The organism is Bradyrhizobium sp. AZCC 2176 (assembly GCF_036924645.1).
GTDB lineage: Bacteria > Pseudomonadota > Alphaproteobacteria > Rhizobiales > Xanthobacteraceae > Bradyrhizobium.
On sequence record NZ_JAZHRX010000001.1, the window covers coordinates 1,456,869 to 1,479,198 of the forward strand.

17 protein-coding genes and 1 pseudogene are annotated in these 22,330 nt (G+C 62.3%); 10 read left to right on the top strand and 8 right to left on the bottom strand.

All coding sequences use genetic code 11. The features are described from left to right. The first annotated feature begins 22 nt into the window (after window positions 1-22). Window positions 23-817 (top strand): inositol monophosphatase family protein, encoded by a 795-nt coding sequence (locus tag V1288_RS06590; RefSeq protein ID WP_334356299.1) that lies wholly within the window; start codon window positions 23-25, stop codon window positions 815-817. 201 nt (window positions 818-1,018) lie between these two features. Here the strand turns inward: V1288_RS06590 and V1288_RS06595 are convergent. Continuing rightward, window positions 1,019-1,215: pseudogene (locus V1288_RS06595) on the bottom strand (transposase); the annotation flags it as partial. A gap of 329 nt (window positions 1,216-1,544) precedes the next feature. Between V1288_RS06595 and V1288_RS06600 the strand changes: the two are divergent. Both V1288_RS06600 and V1288_RS06605 read left to right on the top strand, forming a co-directional pair. Next, window positions 1,545-3,335, top strand: coding sequence for a vanadium-dependent haloperoxidase (locus V1288_RS06600; RefSeq protein ID WP_334356300.1), 1,791 nt, complete (start codon window positions 1,545-1,547; stop codon window positions 3,333-3,335). 242 nt (window positions 3,336-3,577) lie between these two features. Beyond that, window positions 3,578-5,356 (top strand): adenylate/guanylate cyclase domain-containing protein, encoded by a 1,779-nt coding sequence (locus tag V1288_RS06605; protein ID WP_334356301.1) that lies wholly within the window; start codon window positions 3,578-3,580, stop codon window positions 5,354-5,356. A gap of 618 nt (window positions 5,357-5,974) precedes the next feature. Here V1288_RS06605 and V1288_RS06610 read toward each other — a convergent pair. Further along, a complete protein-coding gene (locus V1288_RS06610; RefSeq protein ID WP_334356302.1) occupies window positions 5,975-7,204 on the bottom strand; it encodes an ABC transporter substrate-binding protein in 1,230 nt (409 codons plus the stop codon). A gap of 422 nt (window positions 7,205-7,626) precedes the next feature. On the opposite strand from V1288_RS06610, the gene V1288_RS06615 reads away from it, so the two are divergent. Next, complete coding sequence (locus V1288_RS06615; protein WP_334356303.1) at window positions 7,627-8,025, top strand: DUF1330 domain-containing protein; 399 nt, start codon at window positions 7,627-7,629, stop codon at window positions 8,023-8,025. Between the two features lie 395 nt (window positions 8,026-8,420). On the opposite strand, the gene V1288_RS06620 is transcribed toward V1288_RS06615, so the two are convergent. The 3 genes from V1288_RS06620 to V1288_RS06630 all read right to left on the bottom strand — a co-directional run bounded on the left by V1288_RS06620 (window position 8,421) and on the right by V1288_RS06630 (window position 14,160). After that, complete coding sequence (locus tag V1288_RS06620; protein ID WP_334356304.1) at window positions 8,421-11,573, bottom strand: multidrug efflux RND transporter permease subunit; 3,153 nt, start codon at window positions 11,571-11,573, stop codon at window positions 8,421-8,423. Between the two features lie 9 nt (window positions 11,574-11,582). Beyond that, window positions 11,583-12,788 carry an efflux RND transporter periplasmic adaptor subunit gene (locus V1288_RS06625; protein WP_334356305.1) on the bottom strand — a complete coding sequence of 402 codons (1,206 nt, stop codon included), beginning with the start codon at window positions 12,786-12,788 and terminating at the stop codon, window positions 11,583-11,585. Between the two features lie 328 nt (window positions 12,789-13,116). Beyond that, complete coding sequence (locus tag V1288_RS06630; RefSeq protein ID WP_334356306.1) at window positions 13,117-14,160, bottom strand: SAM-dependent methyltransferase; 1,044 nt, start codon at window positions 14,158-14,160, stop codon at window positions 13,117-13,119. A gap of 340 nt (window positions 14,161-14,500) precedes the next feature. On the opposite strand from V1288_RS06630, the gene V1288_RS06635 reads away from it, so the two are divergent. From V1288_RS06635 to V1288_RS06650, 4 genes are all read left to right on the top strand, one after another. After that, a complete protein-coding gene (locus V1288_RS06635) occupies window positions 14,501-15,499 on the top strand; it encodes a flagellar motor protein MotA (RefSeq protein WP_334356307.1) in 999 nt (332 codons plus the stop codon). A 16-nt stretch (window positions 15,500-15,515) separates the two neighbouring features. Continuing rightward, window positions 15,516-15,887 carry a VOC family protein gene (locus V1288_RS06640; protein ID WP_334356308.1) on the top strand — a complete coding sequence of 124 codons (372 nt, stop codon included), beginning with the start codon at window positions 15,516-15,518 and terminating at the stop codon, window positions 15,885-15,887. A gap of 43 nt (window positions 15,888-15,930) precedes the next feature. Next, a complete protein-coding gene (locus V1288_RS06645) occupies window positions 15,931-16,959 on the top strand; it encodes a peptidoglycan -binding protein (RefSeq protein WP_334356309.1) in 1,029 nt (342 codons plus the stop codon). Window positions 16,960-17,078: 119 nt separating this feature from the next. Next, window positions 17,079-17,528: a GNAT family N-acetyltransferase gene (locus V1288_RS06650; protein WP_334356310.1), complete on the top strand. Its 450-nt coding sequence runs from the start codon at window positions 17,079-17,081 to the stop codon at window positions 17,526-17,528. Window positions 17,529-17,618: 90 nt separating this feature from the next. On the opposite strand, the gene V1288_RS06655 is transcribed toward V1288_RS06650, so the two are convergent. After that, window positions 17,619-19,475, bottom strand: a complete 1,857-nt coding sequence (locus V1288_RS06655) for an ABC transporter ATP-binding protein/permease (RefSeq protein ID WP_334356311.1) — start codon at window positions 19,473-19,475, stop codon at window positions 17,619-17,621. Window positions 19,476-19,654: 179 nt separating this feature from the next. Here V1288_RS06655 and rpmE point away from each other — a divergent pair, with 179 nt between their 5' ends. Continuing rightward, the gene (gene rpmE / locus V1288_RS06660) at window positions 19,655-19,882 is read left to right on the top strand and encodes a 50S ribosomal protein L31 (protein ID WP_108514241.1); all 228 of its coding nucleotides are present in this window, start codon (window positions 19,655-19,657) and stop codon (window positions 19,880-19,882) included. A gap of 177 nt (window positions 19,883-20,059) precedes the next feature. Here the strand turns inward: rpmE and rcdA are convergent, their stop codons facing one another. Then, window positions 20,060-20,572, bottom strand: coding sequence for a protease adaptor protein RcdA (gene rcdA, locus V1288_RS06665; RefSeq protein WP_334356312.1), 513 nt, complete (start codon window positions 20,570-20,572; stop codon window positions 20,060-20,062). A 436-nt stretch (window positions 20,573-21,008) separates the two neighbouring features. Further along, window positions 21,009-21,200 (bottom strand): DUF1192 domain-containing protein, encoded by a 192-nt coding sequence (locus tag V1288_RS06670; protein ID WP_334356313.1) that lies wholly within the window; start codon window positions 21,198-21,200, stop codon window positions 21,009-21,011. Window positions 21,201-21,303: 103 nt separating this feature from the next. Here V1288_RS06670 and V1288_RS06675 point away from each other — a divergent pair, with 103 nt between their 5' ends. Continuing rightward, window positions 21,304-22,302 (top strand): NAD(P)H-quinone oxidoreductase, encoded by a 999-nt coding sequence (locus V1288_RS06675; RefSeq protein WP_334356314.1) that lies wholly within the window; start codon window positions 21,304-21,306, stop codon window positions 22,300-22,302. Window positions 22,303-22,330 lie beyond the last annotated feature (28 nt).

The window sequence follows — 22,330 nt, forward strand, 5'->3', positions numbered from 1 at the left end:
TCTCACGTCATAAGCTCACATCATGCTCTATTCCGCTCTTATCAACGTCATGGTGAAAGCCGCGCGCCGTGCCGGCCGCAGCCTCAAGCGCGACCTCGGCGAGATCGAGCATCTGCAGGTGTCGCTGAAGGGGCCGGCGAACTTCGTCACCAAGGCCGACAAGCGCGCCGAGGAAATGCTGTACGAGGACCTCGCCAAGGCGCGGCCGGGCTACGGCTTCATCGGCGAGGAAGGCGGCAGCCGCGAAGGCGCCGACAAGACCCACACCTGGGTCGTCGATCCCTTGGACGGCACCACCAACTTCCTGCACGGCATCCCGCAATTTGCGATATCGATCGGCCTGCGGCGCGAAGACACCATCATTGCCGGCGTGATCTACAATCCCGCCAATGACGAGCTCTACATCGCCGAACGCGGCAAGGGCGCGTTCCTCAACGACCAGCGGCTGCGCGTCGCCGGCCGCCGCAGGCTCGATGAGTGCGTGGTCGCCTGCGGCCTGCCGCATATCGGCCGCGGCGACCACCAACTGGCACTGAACGAAATGGCCGCGCTGCAGAACAAGGTGGCCGGCTTCCGCCGCTTCGGCGCCGCCTCGCTCGACCTCGCTTTTGTCGCCGCCGGCCGCCTCGACGGCTACTGGGAACGCAATCTCTCGCCTTGGGACATCGCGGCCGGGCAGATCATGGTGCGGGAAGCCGGCGGGACGGTGACGGGCATCGAGGGCAAGGATGATGCGCTGAAGACCGGGCACGTGGTGTGCGGGAATGAGTTCGTGCACGGGGAACTGGTGAAGATGCTGGGGCCGCTGGGGAAGTAGCGCGACGGTTCCAAGCCACGCGCCATCGCCTCATCCGCGATCGGGTGATGCCGCCCTCCGGAGGCGGCGGAAGGACACGCAGGAGCCTCGGCGCTCCCAGCCAAAATATTGAAAACAACCCCATGCACAGTAGCCGGCACTCGTCGAGTGCTGAAGTCGACATTTGACACGTCGCGCAAATCAGCGAGACAAGACCATCATCCACCGAACGTAGCGATTGTAACAAGTCGTGCGGGGACCATCGGTCGCCGGCAGGTCGCGCCATGGCGCACCTGAACGCAGGACCCAAACGATGCCATCGAGCACGCGGCGGTCATCTACCCGCCGAACGCCGCGCGGCTTGTTCGGCAACATCGGCTTAATGGCGGCCACTCATGTTCGCTGAATTCGCAGCGCATGATTCAAGGCTCCGGTTTCGAAGCTTGAATGACGTCCAGGGGAGCGCCATCAATCCGCACCGGGACGTCTTTCCATGACGCACGAGATCGTGTACTCTTTGAATAGCTGTCGTCGCAGGCGGGAAATGCCGAATTCCTCGCGAGACTGAACGGACAGCAGTCGTGCCATCGGCCAGCATTGCACTCGAATAACCGACTTCCTTTTTCGCCGGTCCTTCAGCATTCGCATTCTGACGCGGGTGCGCGTAAGCGCGCCCGGATGCCATTTGAATCCTGAAAAGGGGAAAAACGCAGGCCCCAGAGCGTGCCTGCGAGGGAGGAGAATCTCCATGGCTGACCACCCCACCATTTCGATTGAATCTGACCTGGCATCGCCGACCCTGCCGACCACCGCGGTCACTCGCCGCTCGCTGCTCGGCGGGGCCGGCATCGCGGTTGGCGCTGCTGTGCTTGCGTCTCCACCGAGCATGCCCGGAATCGCCCCGGCCGCGGCGCAGCCTGTGAGCGCGGATCTGAGACCGCACGACGCGGCGTTCAAGCGCCGCGCCTTCGAAGTCCGACAAGTCTGCGCGAGCAATAACGAGAAAATCCCCATCGCGCCCCACCCGACGAATGGCGATGAGGCGCGCTACACCAACAAGATCGGTTCCGATTCACGGGGCCTGCCGCACGACAAACGCGGCGAAGTGGAACAAGCGGCATGGCAGGCGCTCTATACCGCTTGCCAGTCGGGCGATCCCGCTGATTTCGAGAAAATCCCGCTCGGCGGCATTCGCAAACTGGTCAATCCCGTAGGCACACAAGCCGTCAGTCTCAGCGGCATGAACCCTACTCAGATTGCGATACCTGCGGCACCGGCCCTTGCAAGTGCGGAGCGGGGCGGCGAGGCGGTCGAGGTATATTGGCAATCGCTGCTTCGTGATGTTCCGCTTACCGAGTTGCGCGACGACACCTCCAATCGCGACGTGCTTGCAGCAACGGAGGAACTCAACAAGCTTGCCGATTTCCGGGGGCCGAAGTCTGGCGGGCGGGTCACGCCCGGTACGCTGTTCCGTGCCAATGCGCTTTATTTCGACCCAACTGACCCGAAGGGCCGCTCCGTCACGCCTCCAGGCGTTTTGGACGGCCCGCTGATCTCGCAATTCCTGCTCCGGGACGTGCCCTATGCCGCACAGTGGATCAGTGCTCAAATTCGCACGACGTTGCCCGCCAACGAATTCCTGACCGAATACGAGGAGTGGCTGGCGATCCAGAACGGTGCCGCCCCGAAACGCCGGTTGCAGTTCGACGCGACACCGCGATACATAACGACAGGAAGAGATCTCGCGGAGTATATCCACGCTGGTCCTGCACTTGGGTGGGCGGCGGCACTGATCCTTGCAACCCCCGGCGGTGGAGCGGATCAACGGTACTCCGGGATGTATCCACCGGCTGAGCCTGTGTCCTATCCATCGAACCCGTATCGGAAATCGAAAACCCAAAGCCCTGCCGGTGCCACCTTCGGGTTGCCCTATGTGCAGGCATTGCTCGCCACGGGGATCAGTAACTCCGTCCGCGCGGCCTACTGGCAGAAGTATATGGTGCACCGGACCGTACGACCGGAAGCCTACGGCGCTCTGGCGCACCATCGCCTCGCCAATGGCGTGAGCGACTACCCGTTGCATGATAACTTCCTGACATCGGAAGCCCTCGATCGCAGTAAAGCCAAATATGGCACCTATCTTTTGTCACAAACCTATCCGGAGGCCGCGCCCCTTCACTCCACCTATCCCGGCGGTGCCACGAGCGTTGGCGCCGTCACGGCTACCATATTGAAGGCGTTTTTCGACGAGAGCCGCGTCATCGCCAATCCGGTACAGCCCGATCCGGCTGACCCGACGAGGCTCGTGCCCTATAGCGGCCCGCCGCTCACGGTTGGTGGAGAGTTGAACAAGCTCGCGGTGAATTTCGGTTTCGGACGGAATTGGGCGGGCATCCACTGGCGTTCCGACGCTTCCGCGTCAATGGCGATCGGCGAGGAAGTTGCTATCGGCATGCTGCGGGACGAGCGCACCACCCTTCGCGAACCCTTCGACGGCTTCTCCCTCACGCGCTTCGACGGCAGCCGCGTGACAATCTGACAGCGGCCGGGGCGACGCCCCTGCCGTGGGGCGCCGGCCCGGTCCTGCGCAGAGGGTTGCGAACCCCTCATCTAAAGACAGGACGCCCCGTTGCGCTACCGTGTTGGCTGTGCCGGCCGCCGCAGCGAGCTACCGCGCGAGCGGTTTAGTCCCGTGACCCAACTCGAACATTGGCCCTAGCCCAAGGGCAACGCCCTATGCTTTGATACGTCCGACGGGTCTACCGATCTCGGGAGGCCGTTTTGACCGACAATCGCGTTGAACGACGGCTTGCAGCTATCCTTGCGGCTGATGTGGCTGGATATAGTCGCCTGACCGGCTTGGACGAGGAAGGGACACACGTCCGGCTGAGGGAGCGTTTGCGTGGGCTCGCTGATCCCAAGGTCAGCGAGCATCGTGGCAAGGTCGTCAAGCATACGGGCGATGGCGTGCTCGCTGAGTTCGGCAGTGTCGTAGATGCGGTGCGTTGCGCCATCGAGATCCAGCGCGGTATGGCTGAGCAAAATGCTACGATGCCGCAGGTCAAGCAGATCGAATTTCGCATCGGCATCCACGTCGGTGACATCATCGTCGACGACAACGATATCTTTGGCGACGGCGTCAACATCGCCGCTCGCCTTGAGGGGATTGCGGAGCCGGGTGGCGTTTGCATCTCCGACGACGCACAACGTCAGGTCCGCGGGAAGGTCGATTTCGCCTTTGAGGACATGGGTCCGCAGAACCTGAAGAATATTGTTGAACCGATGCGAGCATGGCGGTTGAGGATGAACGCGAGCGGTTCTGCCGCAGCGCCGATAGAGCCGCCTGTCGAGAGCACGCAAGCTCTGGCGCTCCCCGACAAGCCGTCTATCGCCGTGCTTCCGTTCGAGAACATGTCCGGCGATCCCGAGCAGGAGTATTTTGCGGACGGGATGGTTGAGGAAATCATTACGGCGCTCTCGCGGTTCAAATGGTTATTCGTGATCGCTCGCAATTCGAGCTTTACGTTCAAAGGCAAAGCCGTCGATATAAAGGAGGTCGGACGCAGGCTCGGCGTGCGCTACGTCCTTGAGGGGTCTGTGCGCAAGGCGGCGGGCAAAGTTCGCATCACGGGGCAGTTGATTGATGCGGTGACGGGCGCGCACATTTGGGCGGACAGGTTCGAGCGTGACCTGATGGACGTTTTCGCGCTCCAGGACGAAGTCACGGTCGCCGTTGTCTCAGCCATTCAGCCAAAATTGCTTCAAACAGAAATTGCAACGGCGACGCGGCGGCGACCGGAGAGCCTCACCGCCTATGATTTTTATCTCCGAGCTATGCCACAGTACTACCTGACGACCCGCGAAGGGGACGCCGAGGCGATCAGATTGGCGCATCGCGCTTTGGAGCTGGACCCTCGGTTCGGTTTTGTCGCGGCTCTAGCAGGTGTCTGTCACATGCAAAGGGTCCTTTGGGGCTATTCCACCGATCCTCAATTCGACAGGAAGGAAGCAGTTCGGCTTTCTCGCTTGGCGTTGAGCGTCGACGATGGTGATCCGGACACGCTAGCATGGGTTGGCCTAATCTCGGCGTTCATGGTTGGCGATAGCGAAAGTGAGATCGAAATGGCGGACCGGGCCGTCGCGCTCAACCCAAATTCATTTCGTGCATGGGCCTGCAGAGGCCAAGTCTATAGAATTGCGGGGCTGCCGGAGGAAGCGGTCCGGAGCTTTGAACGTGCCATTCGGATGAGCCCAATTGACCCGGCGCTAAACCGAGCTCTTGCTGGGATGGGGATGGCCCTTATCGAGCTTCGTCGCTTTGACGAGGCCATCGTCGCAGGGAAGAGAGCCCAGCGCCACAACCCCTCCTTTCCGGCAGCTTACAGCTGTCTCGCGTCCGCTTTCGCCCACCTCGGACGTGATGCGGAGGCACGTGAGGCGGCGGCGCGGGTGCTTGAGTTCGATCCCGCCTTTACGATATCGGTATGGATCGCCCGTGGTGGGCAATCAAACTCGAAGCTGATGATTGAGGGCCTTCGGAAAGCGAGGTTGCCCGAATGAACCCGGGTACGACGCCGAAGACGGGATAACCGGAATGACCGCTTCTTTGGGCACCTTTGAGACATGCCCGCCTATCCTGAGAATGTCCGTTCACCGGGGTACACCGGAAGTCGCCGTGGTGCGACCAAACCGCCGCGCTGGCACTTTTCTGACCTGCCGCTCATGCTCCGCGATGTCCGTTGATTGAGAGACAGATCGGACATCAGGCTGCGGCCTTCCACGAAAGTGCTGACCGACACCAATGAGCGTGGCACAACGCCATCGCGCACAGGGCGGCGGAACACGTGGAAAAGACGTTGCCGCCGCAATTCGGAATCCCTGCTCTGTGTTAACAGCCGGAACGGAGGACGGACCGATCGGATTCGTCTGGGGGCAGAAGCGATCTCGATGCTGATGATGAAGGAACGGCGCCCCGCAATCCGGACGCTGCGCGGGTGGGCCATCGCGGTGCTACGGGCCGGTGCCATCCGCGAGTGCGACGAGCACGGCTAGGATGTAGCACCGCGCCGATCCGCACGCCCGCGCGCATCACCGCCACTAACCGAGTTTGGGAGAGGAAGTCTACGGTCGATCCTAATGAGCCGGAATCGCACGTCATTCATTACGACTTGGTACTTCCTAGCCTCCGATTTCATCGCTGAGCACGGGGCCAAACAGCTCCCACCTTTCCCCCTTGAACCGTCTGAACTGCACTTGCTTGATCGGAGCGAAATCAGTCGGGCTGGTGTTGATCGTGATGCCCGGCAGCAGGTTATCGGTTCTGAAGTTCTTTAGATTCGCTGCCTGCTTCATCACGTTCTCGCGGGTGAGTTCGTCGCCGCACTGCTTCAATACCTGAACCAAAGTCTGGGCATTGTTATATCCCGTGACCACGAAGTTGTCGGCCCGATTGCCTTCGGGAAAATACTTCGCCAAGAATTCGTCAAAAGCCTTCATTCCCGGATGATCACTCCATTGCGGATCCATCGGATCCATCAAGTAAGCCACCGAAATGATATCCTGCGCGTTCTCTAATCCGGCCGGCCTGATTACGGCGCCAATCGAGGTGGCGACGATATTGAGAAAGTGCATCGGCTTCCAGCCGATCTCGCCCGCCTTCTTGATGGCCTGCGCCGCGAACTTCGGCGTGGTGATGTTAACGAACACGTCGGCATTGATAGATTTCATCTTGACGACATGCGTATCGATGGTCGGCTCGGCGACCTCGTAAGCGTCCTCCGCTATGATCATCGACGCGGCCTTGTCGCCCAGCCCGTCCTTTAGGCCTTTGAGGTAGTCCTTTCCGTAATCGTCGTTCTGATAAAGAATACCGATTCTGGCGTTCGGTTTTTCCTTGAGGATGTACTTCGCGTAGATCCGCGCCTCGTTCTGATAATTGGGCTGCCAGCCCATGGTCCACGGATAGGTTTTCGGATCATTCCATTTGGTCGCACCCGTCGCGACGAACAACTGTGGCACCTTCTTGGTGTTCATGTATCTCTGAATGGCGGTGTTAGACGGCGTGCCGAGCGGGCCGAAGACCAGAAGCACCTCGTCGCTCTCGACCAGCTTGCGCGCCTGCTCAACCGTTTTCGGCGGGCTGTAGGCGTCGTCATAGGAGATGAAGTTGATCTTCCGCCCATTGATACCGCCCCCGGCATTGATTTTGCGGAAGTAGGCCGCTTCGGTTCTGCCGATTACCCCATAGGCCGACGCGGGTCCGCTGTACGGCATGATGTTGCCGATCTTTATTTCGGTGTCGGTTGCGCCGACATCATATTTCTTCTGAGACAGCGCACCACCTCCACTGGCAGCGAGCATAATGACGGCGGCAGAAAACGCCGCCAATCGTCGTGCGACGAAGGACATGTTCGTTTCTCCCGAACGATATCAATGAATGGATCTGGTTGTTAGGTGACCTCTTCGGGCCTCACTTCAGATAGTGAACACCTTGCATTCAGTTTTGTCGATTCACCTCACTGGAGTCGCTTCATTCGTCAGTGCGGTTGACCCATTCTCTCCAGGGGGCAGCGCCGCTCGGCAAACCCGTGATCCAAGAATAAGGTCCGACCGGGGAAGAGCGAAAATGATCGGACTCGGTTCGAAACGTCGCAGATGACCCAACTCGGACTTGACAGGCTTCCTTACACATCTGCGCCGTCGATCTCAGATATTTGCATCCGCCCATGTGAGCCGGTTCACATCCACCGCGCACGTTTGGTCCCACCGTCAGTTGGGGCACTTTCAACGTGTGCCTCGGGGGGAAATTGCACACACTAGGAGGGAATGCCATGAGATCAAATTACAAAATCGCAGTGGCAGTGACCGCAGGTGTCGCGATTGGCGCTCTCGCGGTTCAAGGTCTTCACGCTCAAGCAAAGCCACCGGTCTATTTCGTGGCAGAAATCGACGTGACCAACCCGGACGCGTATGCAAAGGAGTACGCTCCGAAGGCTCAGGCCATCATCAAGGCATCCGGCGGTCGCTTCTTGGCTATCGGCGGATCCGCCGCAACTACAGGAACAGTGACAGCATTTGATGGGGACGCGCCGAAGCGCGTGGTCGTTCAGGTCTGGGATAGTATGGAGAAAATTCGGGCCTGGCGGGCCAATCCAGAATATGTCGAGCTTCGCAAGGTTGGCGAAAAATACGCGAGGTTCCGCTCGTTTGCTGTTGATGGTCTGCAATAGTAGCTTGAATACCTGAGTCAGAGGCCGCCTTTTGCTGGCGGCCTCTTCACGATCTTGTTTTAACCGATCGAGCCGGCGAACGATCCCCATCGTTCGCGGACGTTGGAAAGGGGCTCGGTTCGATCATCGACGGGCCGGGGAGCAGGTGATGCTTCGTCTCACAGTGGGGCAACGGGGCATCGGTTTGACGCAGTGCATGAGTCCTAGTCTGGCACATAGCGTCGTTTCGCTGCGCGGATTCTGGCGCGGCGTCAGCCCGGCAAATTTATGGACTGGATGGATCGGCCGCCGCCCGCGCCAAGGCTTCTCGACGGCCCGAGACCGCAAGTCCCGGCGAAGCCCTGGCGTCGCGGGATCACGGAGCGTGACGGGGTCACGGAGCATGACAACGCCTACTACTTCACTGGCGCCGGCGGGCCGACCACCTCGGCTCCCGCGGTCGCCTCCACCTTCTCCCGGTCCCCCGCCAGCACGCGCTGCACTGAGACGAAGAACACCGGCACCATCAACAGCGCCAGGATCACCACCGCGATCATGCCGCCCATGACGCTGGTGCCGAGCGCCTGCTGGCTCGCGCCGCCGGCGCCCTTCGCGATAACCATCGGCAGCACGCCGCAGACGAAGGCTAGGCCCGTCATCAGGATCGGGCGGAAGCGAAGCGAGCAGGCTTCGATCGTTGCCTCGACCAGCGGCTTGCCTTGCGCGCGCAGATCCTTGGCGAACTCGATGATGAGGATGGCGTCCTTTGCCGCAAGGCCAATGATAGTGATCAAGCCGACGGTGAAATAGACGTCGTTCGGCAGGCCGCGCGTGGTCGCTGCGATCACTGCGCCGCAGATGCCGAGCGGCACCGTCAGCAGCACCGCCAGCGGAATGGTCCAGCTCTCATAGAGCGCAGCGAGCAGGAGGAACACCACCAGCACCGAGAGGCCGAGCAGGAACGGCGCCTGCGAACCCGACAGCTTCTCCTGTAGCGACTGCCCGGTCCATTCGAAACCGAAGCCGCGCGGCAGCTTGTTCGCCAGTCGCTCCATCTCGGCGATGGCGTCGCCGGAGGTGAAGCCGGGCTTTGCTTCGCCGGAGATACGCACGGCGGGATAGTAGTTGAAGCCCGCAATCTGGGTCGGCCCCCTCGACCACTGCACCGTGGCGAAAGCAGAGAACGGCACGAGCTGCCCGCGGCTATTCTTGACGTTGTAATTGAGAATGTCGTCGGCGTTCATGCGGCTGGTGCGATCAGCCTGCACGATCACGCGCTGCATCCGCCCGCGGTTCGGGAAGTCGTTGATGTAGTTCGAGCCAAGGTTGGTCGAGATCGTCTGGTTGATGTCCTCGAAGGTGACGCCGAACGCGCCGGCCTTTTCGCGGTCGATCATCAGATTGACCTGCGGCGCCGGCGGCAGGCCCTCGACATAGACCTTTTGCAGCACTGGGCTGGCATTGGCTTCCGCGATCAGGCGATCGGACGCAGCGACCAGCGCCGGATAACCCTTCTGGCCGCGGTCCTGCAGGCGGAACGAGAAGCCCGAGGAGTTGCCGAGATTGTCGATCGGCGGCGGCTGCAGCGCCGAAATTCTGGCATCGCGGATCGACGACAGCTCGCGATTGACGTCGGCGACGATCGCCGCGGCCGAATCCTTAGGGCCCCGCTCCGACCAGTCCTTCAGCGTGATGAAGGCCTGCGCGGTGTTCATGCCCTGGCCGAGGAAGCTGAAGCCGGTCAGGAACGTCACGTCCTCGACGCCGGCGCGGTCGCGGAGATATTTTTCGACCTGCTCGACCGCGGCCTCGGTGCGGGCATAGGAGGAGTCGGACGGCGTCTGCACGTCGGTCGTGATGAAGCCCTGGTCGTCGACCGGCAGGAAGCCGCCGGGCAGCCGGACAAAGGCCCAGCCGAGGCCAATGAACAGCACGGCATAGATCAGCATCAGCCGCCCGGTGCGCTTCAGCAAACCGCTCACGGTGCGTGAATAGCCGTTGCGGCTCGACTCGAGCACGCGGTTGAACCAGCCAAACACGCCCTTCTTCGCATGACCATGGCCGGCGGTAACCGGCTTCAGCAACGTCGCGCACAACGCCGGCGTCAGCGACAGCGCCAGCAGCGCGGAGAAGGCGATCGCGGAAACCATGGTGACGGAGAACTGCCGGTAGATGATACCGACCGATCCCGGGAAGAACGCCATCGGCACGAACACCGCCATCAGCACCAGCGTGATGCCGATGATGGCGCCCGTAATCTGCGACATCGCCTTGCGGGTGGCTTCCTTCGGCGGCAGGCCCTCCTCCGTCATGATGCGCTCGACGTTCTCGACCACGACGATGGCGTCATCGACGAGAATGCCGACCGCCAGCACCATGCCGAACATCGTCAGCATGTTGATGGAATAGCCGGCCGCCATCAGCATCGCGCAGGTGCCGAGCAGCGCCACCGGCACCACGATGGTCGGGATGATGGTGTAGCGGATGTTCTGCAGGAACAGGAACATCACGATGAAGACCAGCACCACCGCCTCGACCAGCGTCATCAGCACCTTGTTGATCGAGGCCTTGACGACGGGGGTGATGTTGTAGGGGATTTCGTAGCCGATATTGGCCGGGAAGAACTTCGACAGTTCCTTCATCTTGGCTTCGACGGCGCTGGCGGTCGCGAGCGCGTTGCCGGTCGGTGACATCAGCACCGAAAGGCCGGCTGTCGACTTGCCGTTGAGCCGCGTGTTGAACTGGTAGCTCAAACCACCGATCTCGATGCGCGCGACATCGCGCAGCCGCACCGTCGACCCGTCAGGATTGGCGCGCAGCGTGATCGCGCCGAATTCCTCGGGCGAGGCGAGTTGGCCCTTGACCAGCACCAGCGCGGAAATCTTCTGCGTCGGCGTGCTCGGCTCGGCGCCGACGCTGCCGGAGGCGACCTGCGCGTTCTGCGCCGATATCGCCTTGTTGACGTCATCGGCGGTGAGGCCGTAGCCGACCAGCTTTGCGGGATCGACCCAGATCCGCAGCGAACGTTCCGTCGAATAGAGCGTGGCGCGGCCGACGCCGGGAATGCGCCTGATTTCGCCGAGCACGTTGCGGATCATGAAATCGCCGAGGCCGATTTCGTCGAGCGAGCCGTCGGTCGAGTTCAGCGTGATGATCTGCAGCACGGCGGAGGAAGCTTCCTCGACCAGGATGCCCTGCTGGATCACCGCGCGCGGCAGCCGCGCCTCGATGCGTTTGAGGCGGTTTTGCACCTCGACCGAGGCCGCGCTCGTCTCGGTGCCGGGCACGAAGTTGGCGATGATTTCGACCTGCCCCAGCGAGTCAGAGGTGGATTCGAAATTGAGGATACCGGAGGCGCCGTTGAGCTCCTCCTCGATCAGCCGCGTAACGCTGTTATAGAGGTTTTCCGGCGACGCGCCCGGATAGCTAGTCGAGATCGAGATCGAGGGCGGCGCGATGATCGGATATTGCGCGACCGCCAGCAGCGGAATCGAGATCGCGCCGACCAGGCAGATGAAAAGCGCAACCACCCAGGCGAAGATCGGCCTGTCGATGAAGAAACTGGGCATATCCCGATCTCAGCGGGACGCTTGCGCCGCCGGCGCATTCGGTATTGTACCAACCGAGGCATCCGCATCGATCCACGATTTCGGATTCACCTTGTCGCCGGGCACGAATTTCTGGAAGCCGTCGACGATAATTCGGTCGCCATCCTTCAGGCCCTCGCTAACCAGCCAGAGACCGTCCTGCACCGCCCCGGTGCGGACCGGCTGCGTCGCCACGCGGCCATCGTCCTTGACCACGAAAACCTCGCTGCCGCCGCCGGCATCGCGCTGGATCGCCTGCTGCGGCACGGCGATGGCGTCGGAATCGATGCCCTGTTCGATCAGGACGCGGACATACATGCCCGGCAGCAATTCGCGATTCGGGTTCGGAAACTGTCCGCGCAGCGTGACCTGCCCGGTATGGGCGTCCACCTTGGCTTCGGAGAACAGCAGTTTGCCGGAAATCGGATAGAGGGTTCCGTCGTCGAGCACGAGGCGCACCTTGGCCGCATCGGGCGCGATCCGTTCGAGATCGCCGCTATCAAACGCGCGGCGCAGCTTGTGCATATCGGAGACCGATTGGGTGAAGTCGGCGTAGATCGGGTCGAGTTGCTGGATCGTGGCGAGACTGGTGCTGTCGTTCTGGATCACCAGCGCGCCTTCGCTCACCAGCGCGGCGCCGACGGCGCCGCTGATCGGCGCACGGATCGTCGCGTAATCGAGATTGAGCCTCGCACGCGCAACTTCGGCCTTGCGGCTGCCGACCTCGGCCTCGGCCTGACGGTGGGCCGCGATGGCCTTTTCGTTCTCGACCTCAGGCGCCGCGCGCTGGCTGGTCAGCGTCGCGATGCGCCGCGCATGCTGTGCGGCGAGATCGAGCGCAGCGGTGGCCTTGTCCAGCGCGGCTTCGCTCGCCTGCAACTCCACCTGGAACGGCTTGGGGTCGATCCGGTACAAGGGATCGCCGGCTTTCACCTCGGTGCCCTGCTGGAACAGGCGCTCGACGACGATGCCCGAGACCTGGGCGCGAACTTCCGAAACCCGGGTGGGCGCGATCCGGCCGGGCAATTCACGAACGATGGCGCGGGCCTGAGACCGCACGGTGAACGTGCCTACTTCAGGTTCGGGGGGTTTTGCCGCTGCGGTAGCGGCGATCGGTTCATTGCAGCCAGCCAAAAGCGGCGCCATCGCAGTCAACATCAAAACGATGCATGCCGATTGCGTTCGAAGTCCGGACATTGAAAGCATTGCCCCAGTTCAGGTTGGAAAGCGCGAATTGAGCATTCGCGACGTTGTCGTAAGAGGACGTCGTTATGCGGTCTCGTAACTCACGGTTGATGGCATATAGGATAGGGGGAGCCTGCTGCGACGCAATACGGTTTCGCGGCGGCCCAATGTCACACAACGCTATCGCGCTGAATTAACGCCTATTTTCCTGGACTCACTCGATTGTGAGCCGGTTCCATCGCAGCCTTTTACGGCTGGATCGAAGACAAATGACAGGGAACCTGTCGTTTGGCGGCACGAGATGCAGCAGTCGGCGGAGCGCGCGGCAATCCGGCACGAATCAGTCAAGGCAGGTCTGACCGGCCGCCTTCAGCCGGTAATGGCTGACGCCCCACTCGCTGCCGCCAGCGTAACCGAACAAGCCGGCGGTGGCGAGAAGGAACCAGCGCCAGCGCCGCATCCACAACGCGGTCTCGCCGCCATGGACCTTGCGAAGCACGCGCTCGATTTCGTCGCGGTTGGAATCGAAATTGTCCAGCCAGTCCTGCGCGGTACGCTGATAGTGCACGCCGCTCCAGCGCCATTCCTTTTCGACCTCGAACAGATCGGCATATTGCCGGATCAGATGATGGCTCGGCATCACGCCGCCGGTAAAGAAGCGTTGCGCGATCCAGTTCTCGCCATCGGCGCGATTGAACAGATAGGCGCCGGAGCGATGGGTGAAGATGTGCAGGAACAGGCGGCCGTCGGGCTCCAGCCAGGTGCGCAGGCGCGTCATCAGCTCGCGCCAATTCACCATGTGCTCGAACATCTCGATGGAGACGATGCGGTCGAACCGCGCTTTCGGTGCGAGCCGGTTGATGTCTGATGTGATGACGCGCAGATTGGTAAGGTCGCGCTTTGCGGCTTCGCCCGCGACATACTCGCGCTGCGCGTCCAAGTTTGAAATCGCCGTGACCTGCGAATCCGGGAATTGCCGCGCCATCCACAGCGACAGTGCCCCCCAGCCGCAACCGAGTTCGAGGATCGATTGTCCGCCGGCCAGATCGGCGTGCTCGACGGTCTGGCGGAGCGCTTCCTCCTCGGCTTCCTGCAGCGTCGAGGACGCCTCCTTGTAGAAACAACAGGAATATTTGCGGTTGGGACCAAGCAGGCAGGCAAAAAACTCGGCCGGCACCTCGTGGTGCCGAACATCGGGCTCGTCGGAATATTCGGCGATGGCGCGCGCTGCCATTTCGTCGGCGAGCCAGGCATCGCTTTCGGCATTCCCGGTGGCGAGCCGCATGGCGGTGCGCGAGCAGAGTTGATGGATGGCGGCCCGGATAATGACGTCGGGCAGCGGCACGCGCTCGGCAGTGCCCATGATCGTGGAGACGAAGCTCATGTGGCCACTCCCTTCGGTGGAGAACGGGCTACTGTGGCTGGTCTATCTCGCAACAGGCGCTTCCTTCGAATAGAAGCTGGACTGCGCGATCGCCCCACCGGGGCCCCGTCGCGACCGAAAGCGATACGGGAGCGGCGCGCCGGTCTCTCATGGTATAAGGCCGTCATCAAAAATCCCGGTTGGACATCGAAACGTTCCAAAATACGCTGATGTCAAAGCCGGGTTTCGGGAAGAGGTTCCACCATCGTCTACCCGAAATCGCGCTTCCCAGCTTTTTTCTCCAGCCCGCTGTGCCATATTGGTTCCCAGCGCGGCTTTTCGTAACGGATGACACCCGCAAATGCCCTCAGGCCACCACTCCTCCCGCTCCGAAATGGAGATCGAACTGAGCAAACTGTCCTCGCCCCGGATTTTCCTGGTGCGGATGCTGGTGTTCCTGGTGCTGTGCACGCTGATCACGGTCGTGCTCTACAAGCAGATCATCGCAGCCTTCTTTGCCAATCCCGGCCTCAACGCGCTGATCGGCGGGGTGCTGCTGATCGGCATCATCCTGTCGTTCCGGCAGGTGATCCGGCTCTACCCGGAAGTGGCCTGGGTCAACAATTTCCGTATCGCCGATCCCGGGCTGGCGATCGAGCGGCGCCCGGCCCTGCTGGCGCCAATGGCGGCTATTCTCGGCGGCGAGCGCTCCGGGCGGATGACGATCTCGCAGCAGACCATGCGGCATCTGCTGGATTCGATCGCGACACGGCTGGATGAAGCGCGCGATATTTCCCGCTACATGACGGGCTTGCTGGTGTTTCTCGGCCTGCTCGGCACCTTCTGGGGCCTGATCGAAACCGTCGGCTCCGTCGGCAAGGTGATCGACGGCTTGAAGGTCGGCGGCGATGCCGGCTCCCTGTTCGACACCCTGAAAGAGGGGCTGGCCGCACCGCTCGGCGGCATGGGCATTTCGTTCTCGTCCTCGCTGTTCGGGCTCGCCGGCTCCCTGATCCTGGGCTTTCTCGACCTGCAGTCGAGCCAGGCGCAAAACCGCTTCTACACCGACCTCGAGGACTGGCTCGCCTCCACCGTGCGCGAATATGGCGATGGCGGGTCCGGCATCGGCGGCGAATTGCAACATGCGATGGAACGGATACGCGCGGTGGTTGAAGAGAGCGGCGGCAGCCGCAGCACCACGGCGGCGATGGCCAACCTCGCCGAGGCCATCCAGGGCCTGGTCGCGCATATGCGCACCGAGCAGCAGATGATCCGCGAATGGGCCGACGGCCAGGGCGAGCAGAACCGCGAGATCAAGAAGCTCCTGGAGCGGATCGCCAAGCAGCCCGAAAAGAGCTAGCGGCAAGAGTTGTGATATGCTCGATCACGTAACCATCGGTGTCAGCAACATCGAGCGATCGAGAAACTTCTATGATTTGGCGCTGCGTCCGCTGGGGATCACGCGCCTGTATGCGGAAGGCGAAACGGCCTCGGGCTACGGAATCTCTCCCAAGGCCTTCTTCTGGATCAGTTGGCGAAGCTCCCCGCAGACGGGCGCCCATATCGCCTTCACGGCGCAGGACCGTGCCGTAGTGGACTGGTTTCATGCGGAAGCCATTGCGGCCGGCGGCCGGGACAATGGAGCGCCTGGAATACGCCCGAATTACCATCCCAGTTACTACGGAGCATTTGTCCTCGATCCCGACGGCCACAATATCGAGGCGGTCTGCCACGCGCGGCAGGGATAACGTGCCGCCAATGCGTCAACCCAAGAGATAGAGAATTCGAACAATGGCCCTCGCCCGTGCACGCCGCAGCGAATCCGGTTTCAACTACTGGCCGGGATTCGTCGACGCACTGTCGACACTGGTACTGTCGATCGTGTTCCTGCTGTCGGTGTTTTTGGTGGTGCAGTTCTTCCTGTCGCAGGAAGTCACCGGCAAGGACAAGGCGCTGGAACAGCTCAACGCCAAGATCGCGCAGCTCAACGACCTGCTGTCGCTGGAAAAGCTCGGCAAGATCGCGCTCGACGACCAGGTCGGGCAATTGCGCGCCGGCCTCGCCGCCGCGGAAAGCGAGCGCGACCGCATCAAGGGACTTTACGACGGGCTGGCCGGCGCCGGCGGCGACGCCCAGGGCCGTGCCGCCGAGCTCAACAAGGCGCTCGAATCCGAAAAGACGGTGAGTTCGCGCGCGCTCGCCCAGATCGAGGTGCTGAACCAGCAGATCAGCGCGCTGCGCCGCCAGCTCGCGGCGCTCGAGGAAGCGCTGGAGGCTTCCGAAAAGCGCGACAAGGAATCGCAGGGGCGGATTGCCGATCTCGGCCAGCGCCTGAACGTCGCGCTGGCGCAGCGCGTGCAGGAATTGTCGCGCTACCGTTCGGAATTCTTCGGCCGGCTGCGCGCCATTCTGGGCAACCGCCCCGATATCCGGATCGTCGGCGACCGTTTTGTCTTCCAATCGGAAGTATTTTTTGACACCGGTCAGGCATTGCTGCTGCCCGAGGGCCGCGCCGAGCTGGATAAACTCGCAACTGCGCTGATCGATCTGGACAAGCAGATTCCGAGCGAGATCGCCTGGGTGCTACGGGTCGACGGCCACACCGACATGCGGCCGATCAACTCGCCGCTGTTCAAGTCGAACTGGGAATTGTCGTCGGCGCGCGCCATCTCCGTGGTGCAATATCTGGTTTTCCTCGGCGTCCCCGCGCAGCGGCTGGTCGCCGCCGGCTTTGCCGAATTCCAGCCGCTCGACACCGCCACCACCGAGGACGCCTACAAGCGCAACCGCCGCATCGAATTGAAGCTGACGGAGCGGTAGTGGTGACTTGCAAATGCAATTTTGCCATTGCCGGGCTTGACCCGGCAATCCATCACAAAGAGATTCTTTCGAAGTGGATGGATGCCCGGATCAAGTCCGGGCATGACGAGTGTGCTTGAATGAGCACCTCCTTCCACCTCCGTCCCTACCGCGCCGAGGACGAAGACGCGGCGATCGAGTTGTGGCGGCTGACCTGGCAGCAGGCCTATCCCTCGATCGATTTCAGTGCGCGGGTGGCGTGGTGGCGTGAGCGGTGGCGGAACGAGCTGGTGCCGCATGCGGCGATCACCGTCGCCCATCAGGCGGACGCGTTAGTTGGGTTCGTGACCATTGACGGCTCGGGCTATCTCGACCAGCTCGTGGTCAGCCCCGATCACTGGGGCTCGGAACTCGCCACCGCGCTGGTCGATGAGGCAAAACGGCTGTCGCCTGCCGGCGTCACGCTAAAGGTCAACAAGGACAATGCGCGCGCCATCCGCTTCTACGAACGCAACGGCTTTGAACATGCCGGCGAGGATGTGAATCCGGCCTCAGGACGGCCGGTCTTGAAGATGGAATGGAAAGCGTAAGCCCCCGCTCGAAGCTGTCATCCCCGCGCATGCCGGGCAAGAAGCCCAGCGCTGCACAGCAAGACGACACCTTAGGCTCCCACCAATTGGCTACACGCCCTCGAACTGCAGCCGCGCCAGCCGCGCATACAGTCCGTTCGCCGCGACCAGTTCGGCATGCGTGCCCTGTTCGACGATCCGGCCCTGGTCCATCACCATGATGCGGTCGCAGGACAGCACGGTGGCGAGGCGATGGGCGATCACCAGCGTGGTGCGGTGGCGCATCAATTCCTCGAGCGCGGTCTGCACCAGCGTCTCGCTTTCGGCATCGAGCGCGGAGGTTGCCTCGTCGAGCAACAATAGCGGCGCGTCGCGCAGGATGGCGCGCGCGATCGCGATGCGCTGGCGCTGGCCGCCGGACAGCGTCACGCCGCGCTCGCCGAGCTGCGCCTCGAAACCGCCCGGCAGGCGGCGCAGGAATTCGGTGGCATGGGCGAGATCGGCGGCGCGCTCGACTTCGGCATCGGTCGCATCCGGCCGGCCGAAGCGGATGTTTTCGCGGGCGGAAGCCGCGAACACGACCGAGTCCTGCGGCACCAGCGCGATGCGCGAGCGGACATCGACCGGATCGGCGGATTTGATCGGCACGCCATCGAGCGAGATCGTCCCGCGCGCGGGATCGTAGAAGCGCAGCAACAGATGAAACAGCGTGCTCTTGCCCGCCCCCGAGGGGCCGACGATTGCGACCTTTTCGCCGGCCTTGACGGCGAGCGAAACATCGTCGATCGCGAGCACGGCCGGCCGCGCCGGATAGGCGAAGCTGACATGATCGAAACCGACGTCGCCGCGCGCCGGCTGCGGGAGTGCTGCCGGCTGTGCCGGCGCCGTGATTTGCGATTTGACGCGCAGGATCTCGAACAGCCGCTCGGCAGCGCCTGACGCGGCCGAGACTTCGCCCCAGACCTCGCTGAGCTGGCCGAGGCCGGTCGCGGCAAATGCCGCATACAGCACGAACTGGCCGAGCCGGCCCGGCGTGATCTGGCCGGTCAGCACGTCGTGCGAGCCGACCCAGAGGATCGCCACAACGCTGGAGAACACGATGAAGATGATGATCAGCGTCAGCACCGCGCGCGCCCGCGTCGAACTGCGTGCCGCCTCATAGGCCTGCTCGACCTCGCCGCCGAAGCGGTTGGTCGCCAGCCGCTCGCTGGTATAGGCCTGCACGGTGCGGATCGCGCCGACCAGTTCGGAAGCGTAGGCACTGGCGTCCGCCAGCGTGTCCTGGGCGTTGCGCGACAGCCGCCGCACCCAGCGTCCGAACGCGACAAGCGGAATCACGATCAGCGGGATCGCCAGCAGCACGAAACCCGACAGCTTTGGGCTCGTGATCACCATCATGGTGGCGGCGCCGATAAACAGCATCATGTTGCGCAGCGCGATCGATACCGAGGCACCGACGGCCGATTTGATCTGGGTGGTATCGGCGGTCAGCCGCGACACCAGTTCGCCTGAGCGCGCCGAATCGAAGAACGCGGGCGACAGCGAGATCAGATGCGCGAACACGTCGCGCCTGAGATCGGCGACGATACGCTCGCCGATCGTCATGACGAGGTAGTAGCGCGACGCGCTGGCAGCGGCCAGCACCGCGACGACCGCGATCATGACGCTGAAATAGCTGTTGATCAGGGCGATGCCTTCGGGGGTGAAGCCGAAATCGATCATGCGCCTGACCGCGACCGGCACGACCAGCGTGGTGATCGCCGCAATCGTCAGCGAGATGAAGGCGAGCAGCGCGCGTCCGCGGTAGCGGGCGACATAAGGCGCCAGCGCCAGCAGCGGGCGCAGTCTGGCCCCGCTTTTGGCCGGCGACTCCGTCAACTGGGCCTCGATGAAGGCCTCTTCCTCGAGCAGGGCGTCGCGCCGTGGGGGCGCGCTGTGAGGGGCTTCGAGGTGTTCCGCTGCGCTCATGAAATCCGACCGGTTTTGCCGTTCCCAGATAGGCCCCAAGGTGCTCTCTGGCAAATCCGGGAGATTCCCCATCAGGGCTTATACGTAGCTTGTTTTGGCAGCCGCCTTACGTTATAGAGCCGCCAAATCCCGTATCCACTGACATTTGAGACGGGCGCCGGCGCGCCGAAGGATATGCCATGAAAGCCGAAATTCACCCGAATTATCATACGATTACGGTCGTAATGACCGACGGGACCGAGTATCAGACCCGCTCCACCTGGGGCAAGGAAGGCGACAAGCTGAACCTCGATATCGACCCCAAGTCGCATCCGGCCTGGACCGGCGGCTCGCAGCAGCTCCTCGACCGCGGCGGCCGCGTGTCGCGCTTCCAGAAGAAGTTTTCGGGCTTCCTCAAGAAGGACTGAGGGTTTTCGAACCCTCTCCTCCTATCCAGAAATACAAACGCCCCGGTCAAGCCGGGGCGTTTTTTGTTGCGTGCTTTCGCCGTGGTCATTCCGGGGCGATGCGAAGCATCGAACCCGGAATCTCGAGATTCCGGGTTCGCTTCGCGCCCCGGAATGACGGCTGTGATCTTTTCGGAACTACTGCTCGAACGCCGCCTTCAGGCGGTTGAGCTGCGGCACGAGCGGATTTCCGATCGGGGCACGTTCAGCGACGGGCGAATGGATCGTGGTGTCGAGCCGGCGGACCCGCGTCTGCAGGCTCATCGAGCGCGCAATCAGGTCCTGCAACTGCTGCGGCAGTTTTGCGATCATATCGTCGGGACCGGGATCGGCGGCGCTGAGCTTAACCTTGGTCTTTTCCCGGTTGGCCTGGGTCAGCGTCATCTCGCCTTCCTTGACCGCGCGATGCAGCAACAGCCAGGACGCGAGTTGCATCAGCCGGGTGGTCAGGCGCATGCTTTCGGTTGCGTAAGTGAGGCTGACGGAACGTTCGAGCGCCTTGGCGTCAGAGCGACCGTCGCCGTCAAGATAGGCGGCGGTTTCCTCGACCAGATCCATGCCTTCCCGGAACAGAACCCCGAATGCCGCGGAATTGGTGAGCCGCTCGCTGAACAGAACGAGCGCGGATTCGCTTTGCGAACGGTCCGCCATGGTTAACGCCCTCACGCCACTACTTGCCCCACCGGCTGTGAACCACCGGCTTATGATGAACAAATCATTGCTCGGGCGAAGTCGAGAGTCCAGCGGCAACCGGATTTATGGTTTCCAGCGTATGGGGGCACAAAATAGCCGCGGTGCGCACAAAAAAGAGCCGCCGTTTCCGGCGGCTTTTGAAGTTGATAACAGGGAGGCGTCAAACAGAGTGGACAGGAGCCACTCGGTGTCCAAACGAGGACGATGCCAGTCATAATCGAGAAAGCTTAACGGGTCGTAAACGAGCGATTTTCTTTAGGGATTATTTGCCATGTCGGCCATTGGCCGAGTTTTGAGATTGACCTCCCCCACGGGTCGTCCCTGCCTAGTGCGCGATTGCGCGCAATTGCGCACTAGGCAGGGACGACGTGATGAGAGATCGCGTTCGAAGACCTTACGTCTTGAAGAAGCTGTTCGCAGCATCCTTCGACGCGCGCTTCTTCGTAACGGCCTGTTGCAGCCGTTCGATTTCCGAAGTCATCAGCGCGATGCGCTCGGTCAATTCCTCGACCGACAATAGCGACAGGTCCTGGCCGATTTCGTGGGTGATCTTCTTCCGCGGCTTGTCGTCATCCTCGTTGGCCATGCGTTTCTCCTTGTGCTCGGCGGCCGCCGGAGCGGTTGCCAGCCGGGGCCGGGCTGGCTAATCAGGGGCCGCCTCAATTCTCCGCATTTCGCAAGGACAAATCATGGAAAAGCTGCCCGCGCAAATGACCGTCGTCGGTATCAGCAAGCCCGGCGGCCCCGAGGTGCTGTTGCCGGAAACCCGCAGCGTTCCGACGCCCGGTCCGGGGGAAATCCTGGTCAAGGTGATGGCCGCCGGCGTCAACCGTCCCGACGTTGCGCAGCGCTCCGGCGCCTATCCGCCGCCGCCCGGCGCCAGCGACCTGCCTGGCCTGGAAATCGCGGGCGAAGTGGTCGCGCTCGGCGAAGGCGCTACCAAGCACAAGCTGGGCGACAAGGTGATGTCGCTGGTGGCGGGCGGCGGCTACGCCCAATATTGCATTGCGCAAGACGCGCAGGCGATGGCGGTGCCGCCGTCGCTCTCGATCCAGGAAGCCGGCGCGATCCCGGAAACGCTGATGACGGTCTGGCACAATGTGTTCGAGCGCGGCGCGCTGAAGCCGGGCGAAACCTTGCTGATCCATGGCGGCTCGTCCGGCATCGGCACCATGGCGATCCAGCTTGCGAAAGCGTTCGGCTCGAAGGTGATCGTGACCGTCGGCTCGCAGGACAAGATCGACGCCTGCCTCAAGCTCGGCGCCGACCGCGCCATCAACTACAAGACCGAAGACTTCGTCGCCGTGGTCAAGGCTGAGACCAACAATGTGGGCGCGAACCTGATCCTCGACATGGTTGCCGGCGACTATGTCGATCGCAACTATGACGCCGCGGCGGTCGACGGCCGTATTGTGCAGATCGCAACCCTCAACAGCCCCAAGGTCACCGTCAACATCGCCAAGGTGATGGTGAAGCGGCTGACCCACACCGGCTCCACGCTGCGCCCCCGTACTAATGCGGATAAGGCGGCGATGGTGGCAGCAATTGAGGCCAAGGTGATGCCGCTCTTGCGCGACGGACGCGTAAAACCGCTGATGGACAGCTCATTCCCGCTGGAAAAGGCTGCTGACGCGCATCGGCGGATGGAGACCAGCGCACATATTGGCAAAATTGTGTTGGAGGTTTAACGATCACCAGCGAAGCACAGGGTGGAAA